The 22,754-nt window shown below is 43.2% G+C and carries 16 protein-coding genes and 1 pseudogene; all 17 read right to left on the bottom strand.

Translation table 11 applies throughout. The annotated features are described in order from the left end of the window. Positions 1-22 precede the first annotated feature (22 nt). The 17 genes and pseudogenes from PQ477_RS11380 to PQ477_RS11305 all read right to left on the bottom strand — a co-directional run bounded on the left by PQ477_RS11380 (position 23) and on the right by PQ477_RS11305 (position 22,739). A complete protein-coding gene (locus PQ477_RS11380; protein WP_274271862.1) occupies positions 23-778 on the bottom strand; it encodes an Ig-like domain-containing protein in 756 nt (251 codons plus the stop codon). After that, the gene (locus PQ477_RS11375; RefSeq protein ID WP_274271861.1) at positions 775-2,310 is read right to left on the bottom strand and encodes a hypothetical protein; all 1,536 of its coding nucleotides are present in this window, start codon (positions 2,308-2,310) and stop codon (positions 775-777) included. The genes PQ477_RS11380 and PQ477_RS11375 overlap by 4 nt, the downstream gene beginning before the upstream one ends. Positions 2,311-2,413: 103 nt before the next feature. Further along, positions 2,414-3,301, bottom strand: a pseudogene (locus PQ477_RS20865) (adhesive domain-containing protein); the annotation flags it as partial. A 457-nt stretch (positions 3,302-3,758) separates the two neighbouring features. Further along, positions 3,759-5,984: a helix-turn-helix domain-containing protein gene (locus PQ477_RS11365; RefSeq protein WP_274271859.1), complete on the bottom strand. Its 2,226-nt coding sequence runs from the start codon at positions 5,982-5,984 to the stop codon at positions 3,759-3,761. A gap of 181 nt (positions 5,985-6,165) precedes the next feature. Further along, positions 6,166-8,460: a glycoside hydrolase family 3 N-terminal domain-containing protein gene (locus PQ477_RS11360; RefSeq protein WP_274271858.1), complete on the bottom strand. Its 2,295-nt coding sequence runs from the start codon at positions 8,458-8,460 to the stop codon at positions 6,166-6,168. Positions 8,461-8,475: 15 nt separating this feature from the next. After that, positions 8,476-11,580, bottom strand: a complete 3,105-nt coding sequence (locus tag PQ477_RS11355; protein ID WP_349775482.1) for an alpha-mannosidase — start codon at positions 11,578-11,580, stop codon at positions 8,476-8,478. Positions 11,581-11,635: 55 nt separating this feature from the next. Beyond that, complete coding sequence (locus PQ477_RS11350; RefSeq protein ID WP_274271856.1) at positions 11,636-13,012, bottom strand: alpha-L-fucosidase; 1,377 nt, start codon at positions 13,010-13,012, stop codon at positions 11,636-11,638. Between the two features lie 74 nt (positions 13,013-13,086). Next, positions 13,087-14,682 carry an extracellular solute-binding protein gene (locus PQ477_RS11345; protein WP_274271855.1) on the bottom strand — a complete coding sequence of 532 codons (1,596 nt, stop codon included), beginning with the start codon at positions 14,680-14,682 and terminating at the stop codon, positions 13,087-13,089. 38 nt (positions 14,683-14,720) lie between these two features. Further along, positions 14,721-15,626 (bottom strand): carbohydrate ABC transporter permease, encoded by a 906-nt coding sequence (locus PQ477_RS11340; protein WP_038476892.1) that lies wholly within the window; start codon positions 15,624-15,626, stop codon positions 14,721-14,723. Between the two features lie 12 nt (positions 15,627-15,638). Beyond that, the gene (locus PQ477_RS11335) at positions 15,639-16,604 is read right to left on the bottom strand and encodes an ABC transporter permease (RefSeq protein ID WP_055735556.1); all 966 of its coding nucleotides are present in this window, start codon (positions 16,602-16,604) and stop codon (positions 15,639-15,641) included. Between the two features lie 449 nt (positions 16,605-17,053). Beyond that, positions 17,054-17,191 carry a DNA/RNA non-specific endonuclease gene (locus PQ477_RS20930; RefSeq protein ID WP_081762420.1) on the bottom strand — a complete coding sequence of 46 codons (138 nt, stop codon included), beginning with the start codon at positions 17,189-17,191 and terminating at the stop codon, positions 17,054-17,056. Between the two features lie 292 nt (positions 17,192-17,483). Then, positions 17,484-17,720: an immunity protein YezG family protein gene (locus PQ477_RS11330; protein WP_274271853.1), complete on the bottom strand. Its 237-nt coding sequence runs from the start codon at positions 17,718-17,720 to the stop codon at positions 17,484-17,486. Positions 17,721-17,787: 67 nt separating this feature from the next. Further along, entirely contained in the window at positions 17,788-18,258 is a 471-nt protein-coding gene (locus PQ477_RS11325) for an SMI1/KNR4 family protein (RefSeq protein ID WP_035398313.1), read from the bottom strand. A gap of 67 nt (positions 18,259-18,325) precedes the next feature. Then, complete coding sequence (locus PQ477_RS11320) at positions 18,326-20,437, bottom strand: T7SS effector LXG polymorphic toxin (protein ID WP_274271852.1); 2,112 nt, start codon at positions 20,435-20,437, stop codon at positions 18,326-18,328. Positions 20,438-20,460: 23 nt separating this feature from the next. Continuing rightward, entirely contained in the window at positions 20,461-20,724 is a 264-nt protein-coding gene (locus PQ477_RS11315) for a YwqI/YxiC family protein (RefSeq protein WP_274271851.1), read from the bottom strand. Positions 20,725-20,743: 19 nt separating this feature from the next. Beyond that, entirely contained in the window at positions 20,744-21,133 is a 390-nt protein-coding gene (locus tag PQ477_RS11310; protein ID WP_274271850.1) for a DUF5082 domain-containing protein, read from the bottom strand. Positions 21,134-21,374: 241 nt separating this feature from the next. Continuing rightward, positions 21,375-22,739 (bottom strand): FAD-dependent oxidoreductase, encoded by a 1,365-nt coding sequence (locus PQ477_RS11305; RefSeq protein ID WP_274271849.1) that lies wholly within the window; start codon positions 22,737-22,739, stop codon positions 21,375-21,377. Positions 22,740-22,754: the final 15 nt, after the last annotated feature.

Raw genomic sequence — 22,754 nt, 5'->3', positions numbered from 1 at the left:
AACGCATTCTTATTGGTAACGCTTATCCATTCTTCCTATTTCGACCGAACACTCTTGCAAATAGACCTGAAAGAAGTGCAACAACTCCAGCAGCTCCATAAGCCCAAGCATGGGTAGCTGTTTTCGGCAGCTTATCGCCACTGCCATCATAGCCTTTGCCAGAGTCCCCTCCATAACGATTATCAATTCGCTCATAGTCTCTATCTTTGTCAGCATCGGCATCCGCATCAGCATCCGCATCAGCGTCGGCATCCGCATCAGCGTCAGCATCAGCGTCGGCATCCGCATCAGCGTCAGCGTCAGCGTCGGCATCAGCGTCAGCATCCGCATCGGCATCCGCATCGGCATCCGCATCCGCATCAGCGTCAGCATCCGCATCGGCGTCAGCATCGGCGTCAGCATCAGCGTCGGCATCCGCATCAGCGTCAGCATCCGCATCAGCGTCAGCATCCGCGTCGGCATCCGCATCAGCGTCAGCATCCGCATCGGCATCCGCATCGGCGTCAGCATCGGCGTCAGCGTCAGCATCACCATCGTCGCTAATTGGTAAAACCCTTGCATAAGAAGATTCACTTTGCTGACCATCTTCATCAATTTGATAAAATTCAATAATTGTTCCAGCTGGTAACGGCTCATCCAGTTCAATTGAGAACGTACCGTTATTGTCAATAATAATTCCAAGTGCTCTGATTGCTGACACTTCACTTGAACCAATAATTTGACCGTTAACAAGTGCGTAGACAGTTGATCCAACGAGCCCTTCACCAGTTAGTATCAAATCATCCTCAAAGATTGGTGTTGATCTCGGGGCGTCTGGAAATACTCCTTCAGCCGGATCATCATCATCAGAATCTGAATCTGAGTCAGCATCCGCATCGGCGTCAGCATCGGCATCAGCGTCAGCATCCGCGTCAGCATCCGCATCAGCATCCGCATCGGCGTCAGAATCGGCGTCAGCATCCGCATCGGCATCCGCATCCGCATCGGCGTCAGCATCGGCATCCGCATCCGCATCCGCATCCGCATCGGCGTCAGCGTCCGCATCCGCATCGGCGTCAGCATCAGCATCTGCGTCCGCATCAGCATCGGCGTCAGCGTCAGCGTCAGCGTCAGCGTCAGCATCCGCATCGGCGTCAGCATCTGCATCGGCATCCGCATCAGCATCTGCGTCAGCGTCGGCATCCGCATCAGCGTCAGCATCCGCATCGGCATCAGCGTCGGCATCAGCGTCAGCATCCGCATCGGCGTCCGCATCGGCATCGGCGTCAGCGTCAGCATCCGCATCGGCGTCCGCATCGGCATCCGCATCCGCATCCGCATCGGCGTCAGCGTCGGCATCAGCGTCAGCATCGGCATCAGCGTCGGCATCAGCGTCAGCATCCGCATCGGCATCCGCATCAGCGTCAGCATCCGCATCAGCATCAGCATCAGCATCAGCGTCGGCATCAGCATCCGCATCAGCATCAGCGTCGGCATCCGCATCCGCATCGGCGTCAGCATCGGCATCAGCATCGGCGTCAGCATCCGCATCGGCATCCGCATCAGCATCAGCGTCAGCATCAGCATCAGCATCCGCATCCGCGTCAGCGTCGGCATCAGCGTCAGCATCAGCATCCGCATCGGCGTCAGCGTCAGCGTCAGCGTCAGCATCCGCATCGGCGTCAGCATCTGCATCGGCATCCGCATCAGCATCTGCGTCAGCGTCGGCATCCGCATCAGCGTCAGCATCCGCATCGGCATCAGCGTCGGCATCAGCATCCGCATCGGCGTCCGCATCGGCATCGGCATCGGCATCGGCGTCAGCGTCAGCATCCGCATCGGCGTCCGCATCGGCATCCGCATCCGCATCAGCATCGGCGTCAGCGTCGGCATCAGCGTCAGCATCAGCATCAGCATCGGCGTCGGCATCAGCGTCAGCATCCGCATCGGCATCCGCATCAGCGTCAGCATCCGCATCAGCATCAGCATCAGCATCAGCGTCGGCATCAGCATCCGCATCAGCATCAGCGTCGGCATCCGCATCCGCATCGGCGTCAGCATCGGCATCAGCATCGGCGTCAGCATCCGCATCGGCATCCGCATCAGCATCAGCGTCAGCATCAGCATCAGCATCCGCATCCGCGTCAGCGTCGGCATCAGCGTCAGCATCAGCATCAGCATCGGCGTCAGAATCGGCGTCAGCATCCGCATCGGCATCAGCATCAGCGTCAGCATCCGCATCAGCGTCAGCATCAGCATCGGCGTCAGCATCTGCATCGGCATCCGCATCAGCATCAGCATCTGCGTCAGCGTCGGCATCAGCATCAGCATCAGATTCATCATCAAAAATTAAATTTTGTCTTGCTCCTTCAGTACGAATGGCATTCAGTAAATCAATGTCAATGAACGTTTCATTGATTGCTGCTGCACTCACAACAGCGTTTGGTACCATTGGATCGCTTATTTCTGTTTGTAGCCTAAATTGCGTGCTTCCCAATAAATTGACGTCTAGTGCAGACGTTAAGAGATCACTAGATCCATCCACAATAGCGTCAATTAAATCAAATAAAGGATTTGCAGCTGTTTTAAGTGCTTCAATGGCTGTTCTTACACCAGGTACAAGCCCATTATATTCAAGTTCATTAATCGCATCCCTAAGTGGTGTTAAGAATTCGACAAAGGCTTCACGAACATATTCACCAAGACCTTCTGTGAAATCAACCGTAATCGTGGTTCCATCTTCAGAGACAATCCCAGCTACCTCGACCTCATAAGCGCCTAAATCTTGTACACTACGCACCGAATCAAACGCAGTGTTTAGTGGATTCAAGTCCAGGATATTGTTAATGCCAGGTATACTTGTCAACGCCTCCACTGCAGTACCTACCGTATTAATAATGGGTGATATACCAGGCAAATCCCCAGGTGTCACTGCTGTTAGCTGCGCGTTAATCGTAACGGTTGTATTTCCCACTACTTTTCCTTGAAGTTCTTCAGGTAGGGTGAAAACAACTACTTTGTTATCCGCCAAGCCAACGTTTGCAAGACCCGTTCCACTAAACGTTAAATCAAGATCATAGTTTCCAGATTCGTTCTTTTCTTGTCTCTCCCCATTATTTGAGACAAGTGATGTATTTTCTAAAATCGAAACATTAAGTAACGACGCTTGTTCAATGGGTGCCGCTAAAGCAACAGATGGATTCGTTAATGGACTTAAGCTAGTTGTTGCAGGAAATGCTAGTTGAGTCGTTGTGAATAGTAAAGATGAAGCAGCAATAATAGCAGTTGTTTTTTTAGTAACCCTTCTGTTCCGCGCATGCATTTTCTTCTTATAATCAATCTTCCTATTTCTCACTTAGAACCTCCCTGTAATATGACCATTCGACTTCATTCGTACGTTTTGACTTACTTAAACCTCCTTTCTACTAAAATCTTGTTCTATGGTGTATAAAAACCTCGATGTTTGTCTTCGAAAAGTATAACAAGTCTAATAATTTAAAAAAATTTGTACTTTACATACACCTTTTTTCTTTAAGCACTCACCGGTAAAATAAGTGTAAAAAACCCCTATAAATAAGCATTCTTTATAAAAAGAACAAATTATAAAAATTTTTATACACCGTGGAGTTAAGACGCCACTTTTCTCAAGTTAGCCGCCTTCTCGCTCTTTTAACGAAAACTGAATAGAGAGATGAAAATAAAAAAGAACACGGTTAAGAGAAACCGTGTTCTTTTACTAGTGTGACACCTAGACGATCTTTCAACTAAAAGATCGTCTACTATCCTTTATGAATTTTTCGGTATTCACCTGGTGTCATGCCTTCAATTTTCTTAAATTTACGAATGAAATTAGCTACGTCCTTATACCCAACATCACTCACAACATCTTTAATTGGCTGGTCAGTACGAGTTAACCGTTCTTTTACATAACGAATACGCAACCGTTGTATTAATTGAGTGAACGTTTCACCTGTTTGTTCTTTGATAAACCGACTTAAATAGGAAACAGAGAGATAAAATTCTTGTGCAACCACTTCTAATGATATCTCGTAATTTTTATAGTTTTGCTCAATATAAGTAAGGATATCCTTTTTCAATTTATTGTTATGACTATCCTTCTTTTCTTCCACTTCGTTGCAAATAACTTCAACAACACATTGCAGCTGCTTATGCAATTGTGTAATGGACTTGAATTCAACTAATTGGTCAACTTGCTTCATATATTGATAAAAGCCTAATTCAGATACGGTTCGTAGCGTCGTATTAATAATGTCAAAACAAATACATTTGATTTCATTAATTGAAAGCCCCTTGCTTCCTAACGCTTCAAACATATCGCCGAGCATTTCGTCTGCGACAGTAAAATCGCCTTGCTTGATACTTTGTACATACTTCATTTGCTCTTCCTTTAAATAACCTAGCAAATGATGGGTTTCTGTCTCTAAATCCTCAAAGAACAGAACGCTTCCTTGAGGAGCGGAAAATTTATATTCCATTGTAGCGAGCGCTTCAATGTAAGAGCGATTAATCTTTGTCTTATCGTCGTACAGTTGACCAACACCGATCGTTGGTTTGTAAACGGTAAAGTCCTTCATTTCCTTTTGAATGTCATGAACCATTTTATCAAGAAAACCTCTGTTCACTTTCTCCTCCAAAACATCCATTGAAATCATGACAACAATTGAATCAGAATGAAGAAAGTCAACAGCATAAGCAGTAGCGTTTTCTAACGTCTTCTTTGAAACCAGTTGTAAAAGCTTGTCTTTGTCCTTTGTATTTGAAAACGATTCGAGTTCAAATTGCGCAATAACAACGAAAAAACGATCTCCTTTCAAAGACAATTTCAGCGAATCCATAATCAACTCAATCTCTTCAGAGTCATGGTAATGTCCTCTTAAAAGACGAATTAGAAATTGGTCACGTGCAAATGGCTGATGTAGATCAATGGTTTCATTTAACAATTCATGATTCTCATACAAGGATGTAACGGTTTTGCCTAGATTCTCTAATTCATTTTCACCTTTAACAAAAGGTGGGGAATGCTTTCCTTTGTGTGTGATGGCGATGAGCTGACTAATCGGCTTGTATTGATTTCTACCTAAAAGAACGGCTAAGACTAACCCTACGACAAACAAGACAACTAAAAAAGAGATCATAATGACTTGTACGTTATTGAGCTTAATAAAAAATTGATTTTGATCCATTACTGTAACAAATGTCCAACCACTCACATCTGATTCCACCGAAACCATTGAATAATCACTTCCATGTAGTTGAACCGTTTCTACACCTGTAAAACCGTTTGATAACGATTGAATATCCTCTGTTTGAACCAACTCATCACTTGTTACAGATGCGACGGTTTCACGATCTTTGTTAAAGATGTACACATTCCCTTCTATTTCACCTAGAAGATTGCGAATCATATTAATGATCGTTGATTCCTCTATAAAAAACATGACGGTTCCATGCGGCTTTTCCGAGTTCGGTGAAATCGGTACATGGTAAAGAATACGGTTGCTGGCTACTCGTATAAGCGGTACGTCTGTATGTAGGTCAGCGAGCAACTCTCCTCTCCCTACTCGCTGAAGTTCCTCACTATTTTGTAAAAGCGCATTCATCGAGTACGAGCCATTTGTCGAATAGAGAACATCTTGCTGTTTATAGTAAACAAATAATTCCTCGACTATCGCACTATTTGCTCGATACTTTCTTAACTCATCCGTCGCCTCTCCCCCATAATAGGGATGACTAATCATATAAGGGGTAAGCCGTGGATCTAAAGAAATCCTTGCTGATAATGTAACGAGCTCGGACAAACGTTCATCCGTTAAATTCCTAACCTGTTCAAGATTATTAATATTCGATTGCTCAATTTCTTCTCTTAAACTCGTTACAGCATTATAGTAAATGACAATACTCATAATCGTAAATGGAACAAGGAATACGAGAAGATAGGAGATGATATATTTGTATAGTAATTTCGAACCTCTTTTAGTCAGCACCTATCCACCTCCTCTTAAACCATCCTTTTCGTAAGCCCTTTCAAAAAAGGACCTAACACGTTCTGCTATGTATTTATTCTATGATAGCGATAAAACCTCACCACAAGCAAGAGGGATTTACATTCTTTTTTCATTTTTTCGAAATGAAAGAATATAAATCCCTTTATTATCCATTTACGACTTATTGTTCAAGTATAGTAATCGTTACCTCTTCTGTTTTCTGAGAATCACTTCCGACCATTACGTTCACCTTTCCAGGCTCAGGACCAAACTCCATGTCTTTATTCCAGATGGAAAGCGCCTCTTCTCCTACTGTTAATGTCACCGTCTTTTTTTCTTGCGGTGCCAGTAGTATTTTTTTGAAGGCTTTTAATTCTTTTATTCTACGGGTTGTCGATGCTTCCACATCTTTTATATACAATTGAACCACCTCAGAGCCTTCTACTAAACCAGTATTTACAACATCAACTTGTATGGAAATCATTTCTCCCTCTCGTAAACGTGCTAGAGAAATACTTGGGTTTTGTACACGTATCTGTTGTAACACAAACGTCGTATAGCTTAGACCATATCCAAAAGAAAAAAGCGGCGTTGCTTCCATATCCAAGTAGGTAGGAGCTCTTCCCTGGTCCTTATAATTGTAATAAATCGGTAAATGTGCACTTGAGCGGGGCATGGATACCGCTAGCTTTCCACTCGGATTGACGTCTCCAAATAACACCTCGCTTATGGCTGTTCCTCCCTCTTCACCAGGATACCAACCACATAGTATAGCGTTGCAATAGGGTTCAATTTCGGTGAGCGCATGTGGCCTTCCTTGGATGACAATTGCGATTAAGGGAGTACCTGTTTTGGCTAGTTCACTCAATAGTTCTTGCTGAACCCCACCAAGCTGTAAATTGGCTACATCTACACCTTCTCCGCAGTCCATTTCTGCTCGATGATCATCAATGATAGCAGCACCATTCGTATCAAAAGATAACTCCACATTCCTTGCACTACTTCCACCAATGACAACAATCGCAACATCTGCATCGGTAGCTGCGGTAATGGCTTCCTCAAACCCCTCTTTCGAATACCCACGTACGCTACATCCTTTAGAATAAATTACTTCTCCAGCACTTCGTTGTTGAATCCCTTTTAAAATGGTCGTCCCTTTATCCATTCGCCGAAACGAGGTATAGTCTCCTAACTGATGTTCGATTTGATCCGCATTCGGTCCAATAACAGCGATTTTTTTCGTTTTTTTCTCCAATGGTAGTATGGCACATTCGTTCTTAAGTAAAACGATGGTTTCACGGGCCACTTGCTCGTTTAGCTGTTTAAAAGAGGAATGGCCAACTGCTTCTTTTGAACGGCTCTCATCAACAAATGGTTCTTCAAACAAGCCGAGTAGGAATTTAAGCCGTAACACACGACGAACGGCTCTGTCTATAAGCTCCTCTTTCACATCACCGTTCGTAACGGCTTCACTTAATCTCGTAAAAGCAACGTCCCATAAACTTAAATCAACGCCTGCAGAAAGTGCCAAGGCAGCAGCTTTTTCAACACTTCCTGTTAATTGCTGAAGCCGATCGTTTGCCACGCCATCTGCCATCACAATCCCTTCAAATCCCCACTCGTCTCGAAGAATCCCTGTCAATAATGACTCATTTGCATGGCAAGGAATACCGTCGATTTCGTTGTACGCAGCCATACAACCAAGCGCACCTGCTTCTACTCCAGCTTTCATACCGGGCAAGTGAATTTCACGCAGTTCTCGTTCACCGATGGGAACAGGACCCGCATTAAGCCCTCTTTCTCCAGCACCTTGAGCAGCAAAATGTTTTAATACCGCACCAATATGAGTTTTACCTGGTCTATCCGCCCTACCTTGTAAGCCATATACTGCCGCTTTCGTCATTTCCGCCGCTAAAAAGGGATCTTCACTAAAACATTCCTCTGATCTGCCCCACCTCGGATCTCGTAAAATGTCTAAAGTAGAAATTAAACCAAGGTGTGCTCCTCTCGAACGGATTTCAGTCGCAATATGACTGTATGCCTGTTCCATTAGCTCTGGATTCCACGTCGAGCCAACGCCAATATTGGTTGGAATCATTGTTCCGTCTAATGCTTGATGGCCGTGAGGGCACTCTTCAGATAGTAGAATAGGAATACCTAGCCTTGTATGTTCCATAACATAACGTTGAATGGTATTTGCTATTGAAGCATTTTGTTCTGTCGGGATTCCGTTCTCATACGTTACACCAGACCAAGGATCAGAGCGAAACAAACCATAAAGAGCACCCATTCCTTCCCCGAAGCGAACCTGCTCTTTAAATGCTTCTGTTAGCTCAATCCCTTCGTTTGTTTTGTCATACGCATCCCATCCGTACATTTTTTGATTAAGCTGCCCAACTTTTTCTTTTAACGTCATCTGCGACAGCAACGCTTCAACGCGCATCTCAATTGGCAAGCTCGGGTCTTTATAACTCATCGACCATCCAACTCCTTACTTGTTACTGAATGTAATTGTCTTCACTTCAAAAGGCTTGATTGTTGTACGCAAAACGCCTGCTTCCATAGACAGCGGAGCAAGGGGCGTTTCTAACAAGTTTGTTTCAGTTGCCTGTTGAAAGGCGGTTTGTGAGAGTTTCACTTCCATCGCTTCCTGTCCTCCACTCGATTCATAGAATCGCATCGTAACGCCTTCATCCTTTTCCGATCGCTTCACGGTATCCAAAATTGCATGTGTCGCATTTAACTCGATAAAGCTGTGTCGAGCTGGCAATGTTCCTTTATGAGCATCGACCTGTATAGAAGTGACGGAATGGTTTAATTCATAGCCGCTCCGTACAACGTTTGCCGAATTCCACGTGCCTTGGTGAGGAAGAAGTGAATAGGTAAACAAGTGATTTCCTTGATCAGCATTGGGATCTGGCCATTTGGGTGCTCTTAGTAACGATAAACGGAGCTGACTACCTTTAACGTCGTAGCCATATTTGCAGTCGTTTAACAAGCTGACACCGTAATTTCCTTCCGAGACATCTGCAAAACGATGTCCACACACTTCAAATTGCGCCTTTTCCCAACTTGTATTAGAATGAGTCGCTCTCTCAACGACACCGAACGGAATTTCAAATGTGGCTTTACTCGTTTGAACATGAACTGGGAAAGCCACTTTTAACAACTTGTGGTTTTCGTGCCAGCTTACCTTTGTTTCGAAATCTAATCTGCCTGAATGATGGTACAACACAAGGTCTTGCTCAATAAACGAGTTAGAGATGTTCCATTTAAACCGAATTCGATCCATCGTCTTTCCTTTTAATACAACATCCACTGACAATAACTCAGGTCGATATGCCTCTTGCTCAGCAAACAGAGGGTCGATATCCCACGCATCCCAATAAGTGGGCTGGTCATGAAAGAGCTGAAACTGGTTGCCGCATTCACCTTGCTTCAGCACTTCCCGACATGCCTTTTTATCATATAATCGCGTCATTTCGCCATTTGTATTCCATTCGATCTGATAAAAATCGGTTTCCCACTTCCAAATAAAGGGCTGCTCTTGGATTGCTTTCATCTTCTGTTTTTCTGGTCGTAACCATATTGTTCGATAGCCCATTTGCGGAATAGCTGGCACATAAATTAGCCGAGTCACTTGCCCATCTTCTTCTATAAAGCAGTCACTCTTTAACGACTGATCGTTCTCATCCACTACGTCAAGCTTCAACAGCTCTTCTTTCCCTACTAGCTTTACGACTTCGGATCGCTCCCACGAGAGACTATTAAACACAACAAGCGGCTGACCCATTCGTTCTGTTTCAATCTCTTGAGCGAGCGACTGCAGGGCTAGTTGCTTGACATCTTTTCCAATACACATAAGCTCTTTATAATCTGCTTCTGCTCTTTCATATACTTCTGGAATCGAAGTACCAGGAATAATGTCGTGAAATTGATTAAACAATAAGAGCTTCCATCCTGCATCAAGACTCGTGACTTCCCACTTACTCGTTTGGAAGTTTAATAGACTGGACCAAATTTCGGCGTCACGGTATAAAACTTCTGCTTTCCGATTCCACCGTTTTACTTGCGCATGTGTCGTATATGTACCTCGATGAAGTTCCAAGTAAAGATCTCCAACCCAAGTAGGAAGGACAGGATTTGCATCTACAACGCGATCAAAAAACTGATGTGCCGTGCTATAGGATGTAGCTGGAAGTCCTGGTAAGCTAGCAGATCGCTCTACGTATTCGAGCATTTCCTTCGTTACACCGCCCCCTCCATCACCATGGCCATAGAGAAGCATTTGCTCTGGTTGGACCGCCTTTTGCTTATAGCTTCCCCAATGTTCAGCTATTTCCTTTGGGTGTGTATGCTCATTAACGCCGTGGTTGATGTAAGAAAGAATGCTTGTACCGTCGATTCCCACCCAATTAAAGAGATCATATGGAAACGGGTTGGTGTCATTCCAATTCATTTTCGTTGTCATAAAATAATCCAAGCCTGCTTTTTTCAACAGTTGTGGTAGAGACGCACAATAACCGAACGTATCCGGCAACCACTCAATTCGAGGCTGCTTACCAAACTCTTCTTTATAAAAGGTCATCCCATACAAAAGTTGTCGTACGAGCGATTCACCAGATGGAATGTTCAAGTCTGGCTCTACCCACATGCCTCCAACGACTTCCCAACGTCCACTACGGATATGCTGCTTCACCCGCTTATAAAGCTCAGGATAATGGGCTTTAACAAACGCATAGGCTTGAGGTTGACTTTGAGCATAGCGAAAATGGTCATAACGATCTAACAACGTACTCATCGTCGAAAACGTACGACTTGTTTTTCGAACAGCCTCTTTCATTGGCCATAACCAGGCTAAATCAATATGGGATTGCCCGACCATATGGAGAGATCCGCGATTCTTTACATCTATCTCTGTTAAAGCGTGCGAAAGAGCAGCTTCTTTCTCATTGACCAATGCACTCTCTTTCATAAGCGTGGCTACTTCTGTATTCATTAGCCATTTCTTTACTAGCGTCAGCTCGTTAACAATCTTTATTCGGTTTAAATCGGATTCTGGTAGCAACATAGCGGCTTCCAAATAGACCTTCATCGTGTAATACAATTTCTCTAACCCTTTGTTTTTCCGAACGAAAGCACTCTCCAATAAATACAATGGCGCCGGCGCATATTCTGCTGGCTCGTTTTGCCTATTTAATGGATCAATGACTTGAGCCGTCGGATTAAACAGCTCAATTTTTATCCTATACGAAGGTTGACCATTTGCTCTTTTAGGAAGGGGAAATTCATGTCGATTCCGATCAATACCATGGTAGGGAACACCGTCGAGATACACTAACCCTTCATGATTTGTTTTCACCCCATGCTGACCTACGTTAAAAACAAAATCAATCTCTGCATCTATAAACACTTCTGGAACTAAAAGCTCTTTTTCAATGATTAGCGTTTCTCCAGATTCAATTAACCGATCTCCAACTTGAATGGCATACGGCTCTTCATCCATTTGTTCATATTCACCTGGATTTTTATAGTAACTACGTTTTCCCACCCACTCTTTAATGTCGATACGATCGTGATTGATCCACTCTTGCATTTGATTTAAACACCTTCGTAAGCGCTGCATATCTACCATTCCTTCTCTCGCTTTATTAGAGATCGATCGTTAATTTAAATACGTATGCGTATGGAAGGTCATGATCGCCTTCCCATTTTGGTCGGATTACAACCAACTCGTTCTCAACTCTATGAAAAGACAATACTTGACCGTTATTCATCAACTCTACTTGTTCAACAGCACCTTCATAAGGAATCGTTAATGAACCACCGTTTAGATCTTCTTTCGTATGAATGAGAACAAAGCAATAAACGATATTCCCCTTCGCTGTAAAGGCCATGTTTTCTAAATAGTAGGGGGACACTGTTCTTGTTTCATAGATAGCCTCACCATATTGCTGTAGCCAAGCACCTAATTCCTTCATACGCTTAACTGCACCTCTAGGCAGGCGGCCATCCGGCTGTGGTGCAACATTTAACGCTAAATTCCCACCCTTAGACACGATCTCTATTAATAAATGAACAAGCGCTCTACCTGATTTATAGTCATCTTCATATCGAAATGAAAAAGCACTCCCCATCGTTATACAACTTTCCCAAGGGACATGAATTGGGTCCTTAGGAACCATTTGTTCAGGCGTCAATATATTTTCATATGGGCCGCCGACTGTGCGATCAGCCGCAAGAAGCCAAGGTTGGGATTCCCTCGCCTTCTCTACCACTTCTCCTAATCGAATGTCTTGGTTGTTTTTGGGCGATACCCATCCTGCATCCAGCCAAAGCATGTCGATTCTGCCGTAGTTCGTTAACAGTTCTAGGATTTGTTCGTGGGTAAATTGGACAAATTGTTCCCATAATGCTGGATGATCCTGTGGATCGTAAGAAGGTCCCCGCCTCGTGTATGCATCACCTGTCTTATTCGGAGTCCAGTACGATGGAACATGCCAATCAGCTTTTGAAAAATACGCTGATATTCCCAACCCTCTAGCTCTAAACGCATCAAAAAGCTGCTTACATACGTCAGCATAAGGATGCCGATGAAACGGACAAGCTGAACCTGTGACTTTATACTCTGTTGTCTTTGTATCCCACATCGCAAAACCATCGTGATGTTTTGTTGTAAACACAAGATATTTAAATCCAGTTTCCTTTGCTAAATCCGCCCAAGCATCAGGCTGGAATCGAATTGGATTAAAGGTTTTGTTTAACGCAACGTACTGTTGCTTTAATGATTTTGGATCGTGCTCCCAATCAATTTCTTCTCTCGACCACTCCGCATCCTCATCACTTAGTGCCCATGACTCAACGACACCAAGCTGTGCATACGGTCCCCAGTGCATCATCAGTCCAATCTTTTGATCTTTAAACCATTCCAATTGCGCTTGTAACGCTACCTCTTTCGGCTCCACATAGCTCTCTTCTTTACTGTAATGATGTACACCTTCTGTTAATTCGTAGAGGTTATCCGTCATCTCCATTCCTCCTTTTTATGAGAAAAAGCTCGTATACGACTTGAACTCAAGTTTAATACGAGCTTCATTTTTAATTAGCTACTTGCCCAACGATCATAGGCGACTTGATAAATCTCAATGTATTCTTCAATGTTCATACTTTCAATGGTATCCACATATTTATCCCAGTTTGATAGAGGTTCCACGCCCGTAATAAACCGTGCCTCTAACTGTTCTACATATGATTTAAGGTCTACTTCAATCGTATTGACGATTTCTTGCTCCTCATTCGTTAAATAAAGGAGAGGAATCGGCACTTCACCATAAGGTCCAATTTTTTCTTCTGTTTCAGCATCGAGAAACTGATCAAATTCGCTCACTTCAACACCTTCGACTCGTTTTACTAGTGTTGGTGTTGGGATACCATAGGCCGGAGTTAATGTCCCACGGTAATCCTCTGCACTATCGAATTGAGGTGGCGGATCAAGCTTCACTTTATTTCCATCTTCATCACGCTCAAAAAGATAGCCTTCCGGTCCATGATCTAAGAATTCAGATCCTTCATCCGAATAGAAGTAGTCAACCCATCGAATAGAAGCTTCTGGGTATTCATTATTACTTGTAATCGCAAACGTCCCTCTTGTAATGCCTGGATTAATTGGAATAAGTGGTTCATCAGTTATAGGACTAGATAACGCATGAAACATTGGATTGTTCATAGCTTCATCTTCTGATTGACCAGTCGTAAAGAACGAGAACCAATCCGGGAATAAACCAAGTCTGTTTTCTTGTCCTTTTGCTTTCTTTTGCTCATCAGACTGAGAAAATGTTTCCGGATCAAGAAGTCCCTCTTCAAACAATTTATTCATGTACGTCAAGTATTCCTTATAGTTTTCCGTATGAGGGGCATACCGTACTTCCCCATCCACTTCTTCAATTCCCCAAGCCTTCATACCAAATGCCCCGAGAAATGCTAAACGCGTACTATTCATTTGAACATCAAGCAACGGAATCTCGTCGGCTTCTCCATTACCATTCGGGTCTTCATCTCTAAAACGGACAAGCAAATCATATAACTCATCTGTTGTTGTAGGCACTTCTGCATCAAGGGCATCTAGCCACTCACCGTTGTACCACATTGGCACAGCCCAGCTTGAATTCGGGTGCTGATTAATGACCGGTAACGAATAAATATGACCATCAACCGTTGTAATTGAACGAGCAATGTCAGGATTTTCATCTAATAACCGTTGAATATTTGGCGCATATTCAGCAATAAGATCTTCAAGTGGAATTAGGATTCCTTGTCTCCCATAATCCACTTCCATTCCTGGTGTTAAGTTTGATGTGCCTGCGCCATAAATAATATCAGCCACATCGCCACTGGCAAACGCAAGGTTTAATCGTGTTGCAAAATCACTCATTGGGGGCGTCGTGTACTCAAACGAGATATTCGTCATTTCTGAGTACTCTTGCAAAGTCGGCATGTCTTTCCACTCAGCAAGTCCTGTACCAGGTGCCATGAGCGATAATGTAATTTCCTCTTCAACGATAGGAAAGCCCTCTTTACTTACTTCAACATCAGGATTCGTATTAGAGGTCGAGTCTCCATCCGTATCACTCGAACTACAAGCAGCAACAAATCCTACACAACAAAGTCCTGTTAAGCACAGCTTTAATGTTTTCTTCATTTCAAAACCCCTCTCGTTTTTTATAAAAACAATTGCTTTTAACCCTTTAAGGACCCGATCATTACACCCTTTACGAAATAACGTTGTAGAAACGGGTAGACAATGATGATTGGAAGTGTAGATACGATCATCACACCGTACTTTACAATGGCAGAAAGCTGTTGTCGGCTGTGTAAAGCTTGGGCCATCTCGCCAGTTATTTCTGTATTGTTTGAAGACATTTCATTTAACACAAGAATCTCCCTTAATACCATCTGAAGGGGATATAAATTCCGATCAGATAAGTAAATGAGTGCATTAAAGTAACCATTCCAATGACCGACTCCATAAAACAACGCCATGACCGCAATAATAGGAGCAGATAGAGGCAGAATGATTTTGAAGAATAGTTTGAAATTAGAAGCGCCATCAATCTTCGCTGCTTCTTCTAACCCTTTCGGTATGGTCATTTGAAAGAACACCCGGGCAATAATAATATTCCATACTGCTGCGGCATTCGGCAAGACCATCGCCCAAATCGTATCAATCATACCAAGATCCCTAACAACAAGGTAAGTTGGGATTAGTCCGCCACTGAAAAACATCGTCAGAACAAACATCCCTGTAAAGAAGCCTCTGCCAAAAAAATCTCTTCTTGATAAGGCGTATGCCGCTGGTATTGTCACAGCTAGGTTAATAAACGTTCCAAGGGTTGTGTAAAGTATCGTGTTTAAATACCCTCTCCAAATCTCACTATTTTGAAAAATCATCTCGTACCCAGCAAACGTTATATCAATGGGGAAAAGCCACATCTGCCCACTATTGACGGAAGTTGGACTACTAATGGATGCACTAATAATATAGATAAGAGGATAAAGAACAACAGCCAGCGCCACTGTTAAACAGAAGTAAACAAAGGCTTTAAATACTTTATCAACTTTGGTTTCTCTGATTTTCGTATTCATGACTGTACCCTCCTACCACAGACTTGTTTCACTCGTTTTTCTCGCAATTTGGTTCACAACGATAAGTAAAATGGCATTGATCACTGCGTTAAAGAGACCTACCGCAGATGCAAAACTATATTGCGCATCAAGTAAACCTGCTTTGTAAACGAACGTTGCGATGACATTTGAAGACTCTAGATTTAAAGGATTTTGAAGTAAGAGAATTTTTTCAAAGCCCATTGCCATAATGCTACCAACGTTCATGATTAGTAAAATAACCATTGTCGGGAAAATAAATGGGATGTTAATATGCCAAATGCGCTGTAATCGATTTGCCCCTTCCACGATAGCCGCTTCATGATGCTGGGGGTCCACTCCAGAAAGCGCTGCCAAATAAATGATCGTTCCCCAGCCCGTACTTTGCCATACGCCAGATAATACATATACGGTTTTAAACCAAGCAGGATCTGTCATAAAGGCAATTGGCTCAAACCCTAGAAATTGAACAAAATGATTAATAACACCGGTAACAGGTGAAAGAAAAGCAATGACCATTCCCGCAATGACAACCACGGATATAAAATGCGGTGCATACGTGACGGTCTGAACCGAACGTTTAAAAAAGTTATCCTTTGCCTCATTTAATAATAACGCCAAAATAATTGGTAGTGGAAAACCAACAATTAATTCGTATACACTAATGCCCAGTGTATTGCGAATTAAATCCCAAAAATAATAGGAATCAAAAAAGCGGATAAAATGCTTAAAGCCAACCCATTCACTTCCTGTTATACCTGCTGTTGGTGTAAAATCCTTAAAAGCAATTTGCACACCGTAAAGAGGTATATAATGGAAGATAAAAAAATATAAAAAAGCTGGCAGTATAAAAATATATAGTTGCCAATTTTGCAAAATTTTTCTGTTCTTTTTCCTCTTTATGATCGGGGGCGGAGCGCTCGTCTGGTGAGAAACCAGCTTTTTTGTTTGTAGTCCCATCCATTTCCTCCTTCGTCTTAAATTGTTCCAATCGTAGCACTCCGCTTGAAATTGTATCAATATGTAACATTCTCATTTGAAGCTTCTTATCTTTGAATACGCTTTCATTTATGTAGGTTTAACAATTCCGATATGTTGATTATGTTGTGGATGTGTTGTTTTTGATAATTAGCGGAGTGGCGCGGGTTCGGAACGCTTCTTAAAAAAGATGCTGCAGGAGTAACGGTTTGGGCGGGAGGATAAAAAGCTGGTTCTGAACTACGAGAAAGTCAAAGAAATCAAAAGAACAAGCAAAATGAACGCAACAGAAAAGCAGCCAATGGCTGCTTTTCTTTGTGGCTATGAATAGTCTTGATTTACAACCTTCTTTATGTGGACTCTTTTACTCATAAGCCATTATTCCGATAAACACTCGAGACATTTTCTCGTTCATTGTGATTCCTCCACTATCAATAGTTTGTTAGGTTATCTTCAAATCTTTTGCCATCTATTTTATATTCAATATCGAAAGAGGTAGGTCTCTTTGAACGTTCATTGTAAATAGGAGTGATTTGAACTTCAACAGATTTACCTTCAGAAAGGGCTATCCTCCACGAATTTTAAACACGTTTGTGTTCTAAGCTACAAGTACGTCAGAAAAAGCCATAGCCTAGAGCTATTTGGCTATGGCTTAAGATCGTATTAAGATTACTTTCGCCACTTACTCCAATCAGAATTTCATTCCCACCATGGTCATTTGGAATCGAATTGAACTCTTTTGGTATTTCCCCTTCCAAGATATCAAAAACGTTGTTTGCGCAGCCAATCGTAATTCCATTTCATACCGGCTTTTGTAGCCGTCCTTGCCACCGACTTGTCCAAGCTTTGCAAGCTACGGTCTCAAGAGAAACAACCATTGCTACTAGAAGCAATGGTTGTAAAAGGTCGAGCTTTAACATGAGGATCTCTATTAGACAAATCTTCATAACTAGAATCAATGTTTATTTTTCCTGTATTATCTACAAGCATTGTGAAATTTGTCCTAGGTTCCTGCTTGTTTGCAACAAACGCTTTCTTTAACTCTTGCATTGTATCTAAAAGATTGTTCCATAATCTAGAATACTCTTCTTCATTCATTGACCACCAACTTTTCTTTGGGCATAAGTATTTCGCTTACTCCTGTAAAAAACAAACCCTTTTCCTGCTATTTTAATGAATTAATCCATTCATTAAAATTATTTGCGACATGATAAGTTATCGGATCAAGCTCCCCAGATTCCTCATGATTCCATAAGCAAACACGAGGTTCCTTATTAACATTTTTGTAGTCTAGGCATACATAGTCACCATTAAACAAAATTGCAATTGGTAAAAGTTCAACCCCAACCAAGTCTTCATTTGTTGTTAAACGTTCTTCAATTCTTGTCAAGGTTACATCTATATCGTAAATACTTTCAACATTCTCATCACTTTCCTCAAGAACACATAAAAATCGATCAATAGCATAGGTACGAGATTGAACATTAAATGAATTTTGTTCTGGAATACCACCATTATAATTGATTAAGAATTTCTTATAATCATTAGGAAGTTCCACATTCCAGATATTCTCCTCCTCATTTAGTAGATCTAATGTTGGTCTAGGCTTTACAATTGATTCTTCTTTAATCTTCACATGAAACACCCCTTAACTATAGGTTTATAAAACTGTAAATTTAAATAACAAAGATTTAACACAACACTTACCTAGGTGCATCAGCCCACATTCCTTTTGTTCTCCCCCCGTTATGAGGTATTATATCGTGTATACCAGTTTCAACAAGCTGCATTTCCCCTGGAATTTCAGAATGATGCCATGTCGTTCCAGCAATTCTTCCACCTACAGCTGAATCCAACCAATTAAATTGTTCAACGTCAGAAGTTTTCCATAATTTTTCAGGTAGATATTTAGTTTCTAAAACCAATCCTGCACTTTTAAAATCCGCAAAACCAAATTTCATTCCATGAACTCTCTTCACTTCTACTTTCGGTATAGCATTCATCACAATCGCTTTTTCTTTTATAAGCTTTTTCTCTTTAATGGATAAAGATTTACCATTCTCCACATCTTTATTCCATGACCACTTCTTATTGGACATAACCATTCCTGCGTATATTTTAGCCATTTCGTCCAATGATTTACCATTGTTGAGTATTTTAGGACCTTCTACCCCACTGCCTACCTCAATCTTCCTCAACTGCTCCTGCTTTACCCCGCCAACATCTTGTTGAATCTTCCGCGAATCCATCGCATTATATGGCACATGGTTCACTGGGCCTCCGGCTGGCGCAAGAGCAGGCGTATTGCCATTGAGGTTGGTTTGGAGATTATCCATCCCACGAACAAAGCGATCTTTCACTTGCCCAGTGGCGCCTTTTACGGCAATGCTCGCTTGGCCAGTGGCTATTGTAGCGCTCATTTTCATGTTTTTTGCATAGGTGTTGAGTGCTTGTACTCCTCTAGTTCGCGTGTTACTCATAGAAGTTCGCAAGCTCGGTCGGGTTGGAGGCGTTTGCGTTGCTAGTCGCAATTCGATTTCATGCCGGGTTTTGTAGCCGTCCTTGCCACCGATTCTCCCTAACTTGGCGAGTTGGCCGCTATTCGCTATTTTCGAGACACCTTTATCGCCGACAACCGCTGTTCCAACGAGCCCAAGAGCATAGCCAGTCCACTCGCCTCTACTTTGAGCATCTCCATTAATCACATCGTCCTCAAATGCGTGCCATAGTTCAGTTGCGATTTCCCCTACCAACGCAGGATCATCCACAATCGCACCAATAAATTCAGCCGTATCAGTAATGAACCCTATTGGGTCAGTAACGACATCAACAACACCTTCAACCGCATCTCCTACGGCATTTACAGCTCCGCTTCCTAGCCCTTTAAAAAAGTTGAACGTTGCATTCAACCATCCCCCGCCTTCATCCACGTCTTGCTCGACTGGGGGCGCCACGCATGCCTGAATCGCTTGTTCGTTATTCATCATCGCACTAACTGGGAACTGATTCATGTAATACCAGCTCATTGCCTCGAGTCCACCTGGGATGTTGGCATAGGCACCAGTGTAGAGGAACTCAAGTGGTAACGCTGTCTGGTACATCACGCTTTCATGTCCTGTCAGGTCAAATGGATCTGGTGGCGTCATCTGGATCGCTTCGGTAACGAGGTTCGCGTATAAAGCCTCTACATTCGCATCGACTTCGGCAAGCGTTTCTGCTGATAGAATTGCCCCGCCGCTCGACCAGTTTGCGACTTGAGAGACGACGTTCGTTACTTCTCGGAGCGTGCTTTCAGCTTGGGCTAGCAATGCTTCATTTTGTTCGTCGAGGGCGTGTAATGTCTCAATCGTTTCTTTTGCGTGGTCTTTGCCACGGTCTACCTGTCTTAAGACCCCTTCCATTGAAAAAGGCGTAAGCGGGAGAATATCACTAATGGATGTGCGGATTGATTCAATTTCGTTGGCATCCTCTGTTGCCGTTGTGGCGATGCGATCGAGCCCGTTTTTTAGCTCACCAGAAAGAAACTCCTCCCTAACGATGGCCGAGCTTGATTCAAAGCCTAGTAAGTTCGATTTTACTCTATCTAATTGTTCCATGTATTGACGAATGAGTAAATGAAACGCTTCGAGAACAGGTAAATGAAGCCTCCTAAAATGGTCTTTTAACGCCTCTCCGCCTTTGCCTTGCAAGGTCTCTAGTTGTTCAATCTTCTGGATGCTCGCTCGCAAGCTTTCAATGTTATCAGAATCCTGTTGCTTGGAAATTTTGATTTTGTCAATCGCATCCATCACTTCTTGTACATCAAGAACCTTCATTCATTCGGCATCCTTTCCTATCATTATCTATGGCTTGCGAGTGAGCGATCGACTTCTCCGTATGTTTTAATAAGCTCCTCACTTTCTTGTTGCACGCTTTTGAACACATCTAAAAACGCCTTAAGTTGATTAGCGTATCCACTTTCGAACTCGACCAGTTTTGTAAGAAAGGCCATCGATGATGTCTCAATCGCCGGTTCACTATCTGAAACTATGAAACTTGCTTTTTCACCTGCTTCACTTAATACGCTTAGTATTTCTTCTTCATTCACTTTAATTTCAGGCATAAGGGGATCTCCTCTCGATTTACGTTGATAGACGGTTTCGCAATGTTTGCAAAGACGTTTCCATTGTTAGTATAGAGGTTAAGCACCTAGACGCTTCACCTTGCAGATTGGAAATTTCTGATTCGATAGAGCTAAGCATTCCCTCAGCACGATCCTGCGCATCTACGTACGATGCGTGCATCTCACTTCGAATATCCTCATGCTCGGATGCTGCATTGCCGCGCCAAGCGTTGCCATCAATCTCTGGCTCGTTCATTCTCGCTTTATGGTTATGGAGCATTTCTTGTTCAGTGCTTAGGGCATTTTTTGCTTTTTTTAACCGCTCAATCTTATCTTCTGTATTTCCGAGCTGTGTGCGCATCGTGCCAAGTTTCGTTTGCAAATTAAGAATTTTCGTCAAGTCAGCCACAGTAAAAACGACCCTCCTTTTCTACTTATGGTTTTTGCAATGTTCATTCAATAGCTACCATTCACTTTTTTCTTTTCCATTTTATAGGAACATAAAGAAACTGTCTATTAAAGTCAAATTACGTTTACTAGATTATTTGTTCCCTACAGACTATAGTAAAAAGTGTACACGAAAAAAAAGAACCCCTTTAGTAGCAAAAAGGGGTTCTCTCTATTTAGACCTCGCGCAGGGGTCTCCTCCATTAACTCAATATCGCACCTTGTCCAACCAGCGTGTCTTGCAACTGCTTCACGTTAATCTCTCGTGGAGTGCAAGATTCTTTTACAGCAAGAGTGGCGGCTGCTCCAGCAGCTTCACCGATTGCGAGGCAGATTGCTTGAACCCGAAAAGAGCCGAGGGCTTCGTGGGTCGCTGAGATGCAGCGACCAGCAACCAGCAGGTTGTTCAGTCCCTTTGGTAGGAGTGAGCGATAGGGGATGTCGTAGTGGGTTCCTTTCGGTAATTTGTAGATTTCGGTTGTAGCTGAGTCTGGTGAGTGAATGTCAATCATGTAACAAGATTGCGCGATGCAGTCGTCGAACTGCTTTAAGTCGACAATATCTTCTTGTGTCATAACGTAGTCTCCGATAACACGTCTCGTTTCACGTATACCTACTTGTGGCGCCGTTTGCAGAAGTTCTGCTCGCTCGAAGCCCGGGACATATTCTTTTAGAAAAGCGATTCCGTCTAGCACTTGTTCCCGTCCGAGCACTTCCGCATCTGTCAGATCGCGCGGATCGAGGGCATTTTTTCCTTGAATTCGGCCAAAGTTAATGCCGACAACGTTGTCCATCCATGGAACGGTAAAGATGGCCGCGACATGATCTCGGTTTACTTTCGTTAGAAAGCCATCTCGCTTAGCTTGTTCAATTTCCCGTGCGAAGCCTGTTGCATTTAAATAGTGATAGCCGTCATCGGTTTTCCAATAACCACGGCGTCCTTCTTCGTCAAGCTTATGGCCGAGAGCGGCTGTATCAACGTTGCCGAGCACGTACATGAGTGAGGAGGGCTGGGTACCTCCGTCTTTATCTCTACCAATCTTGCAGGTCGCCCCGGCTCGTTCCGCCACGTCTCCATCACCTGTTGCATCAATAACATGAGTCGCTATCAGCGCCTCCCTACCTGCCTTGCTTTCAATGAGAATCGCTTCGATGGTGCCGTCTTTCGTAATCGTATCAACAATCGTCGTGTGACAAAGAAGCTCCACACCTGCTTCAGCAAGAAGCTCAAATGCAAGTATCTTATACTGCTCTGCATTAAAGGGCTCCCAGCCTTTGCGATCGGTCATGATGAGACCACCTCTATCATAGAGCTTTTGTCGAATTTCTTGAAAGATGCCACCGGTAATAAAGCGCTCTTTGTCATGATAGCCATATGCGAAAGATGTCACCATCCCCGCTGTTCCCATGCCGCCAAGAAAACCGTGGGATTCAAGTAAAATCGTTTTGGCACCGTTACGTGCAGCACTTAAAGCAGCACCAATTCCTGCAGGACCTCCTCCACATACAACAACGTCTGCCTCTCCTCGTACGCGCACTTGTTTTTCTACTTCTGTGATCTGTCTCATTTATAGGACCTCCGT

The organism is Shouchella hunanensis (assembly GCF_028735875.1).
GTDB classification, from domain to species: domain Bacteria; phylum Bacillota; class Bacilli; order Bacillales; family Bacillaceae_D; genus Shouchella; species Shouchella hunanensis.
The sequence above is the reverse complement of the archived record's forward strand: the minus strand, read 5'-3'. Positions and strand labels throughout refer to the sequence as shown.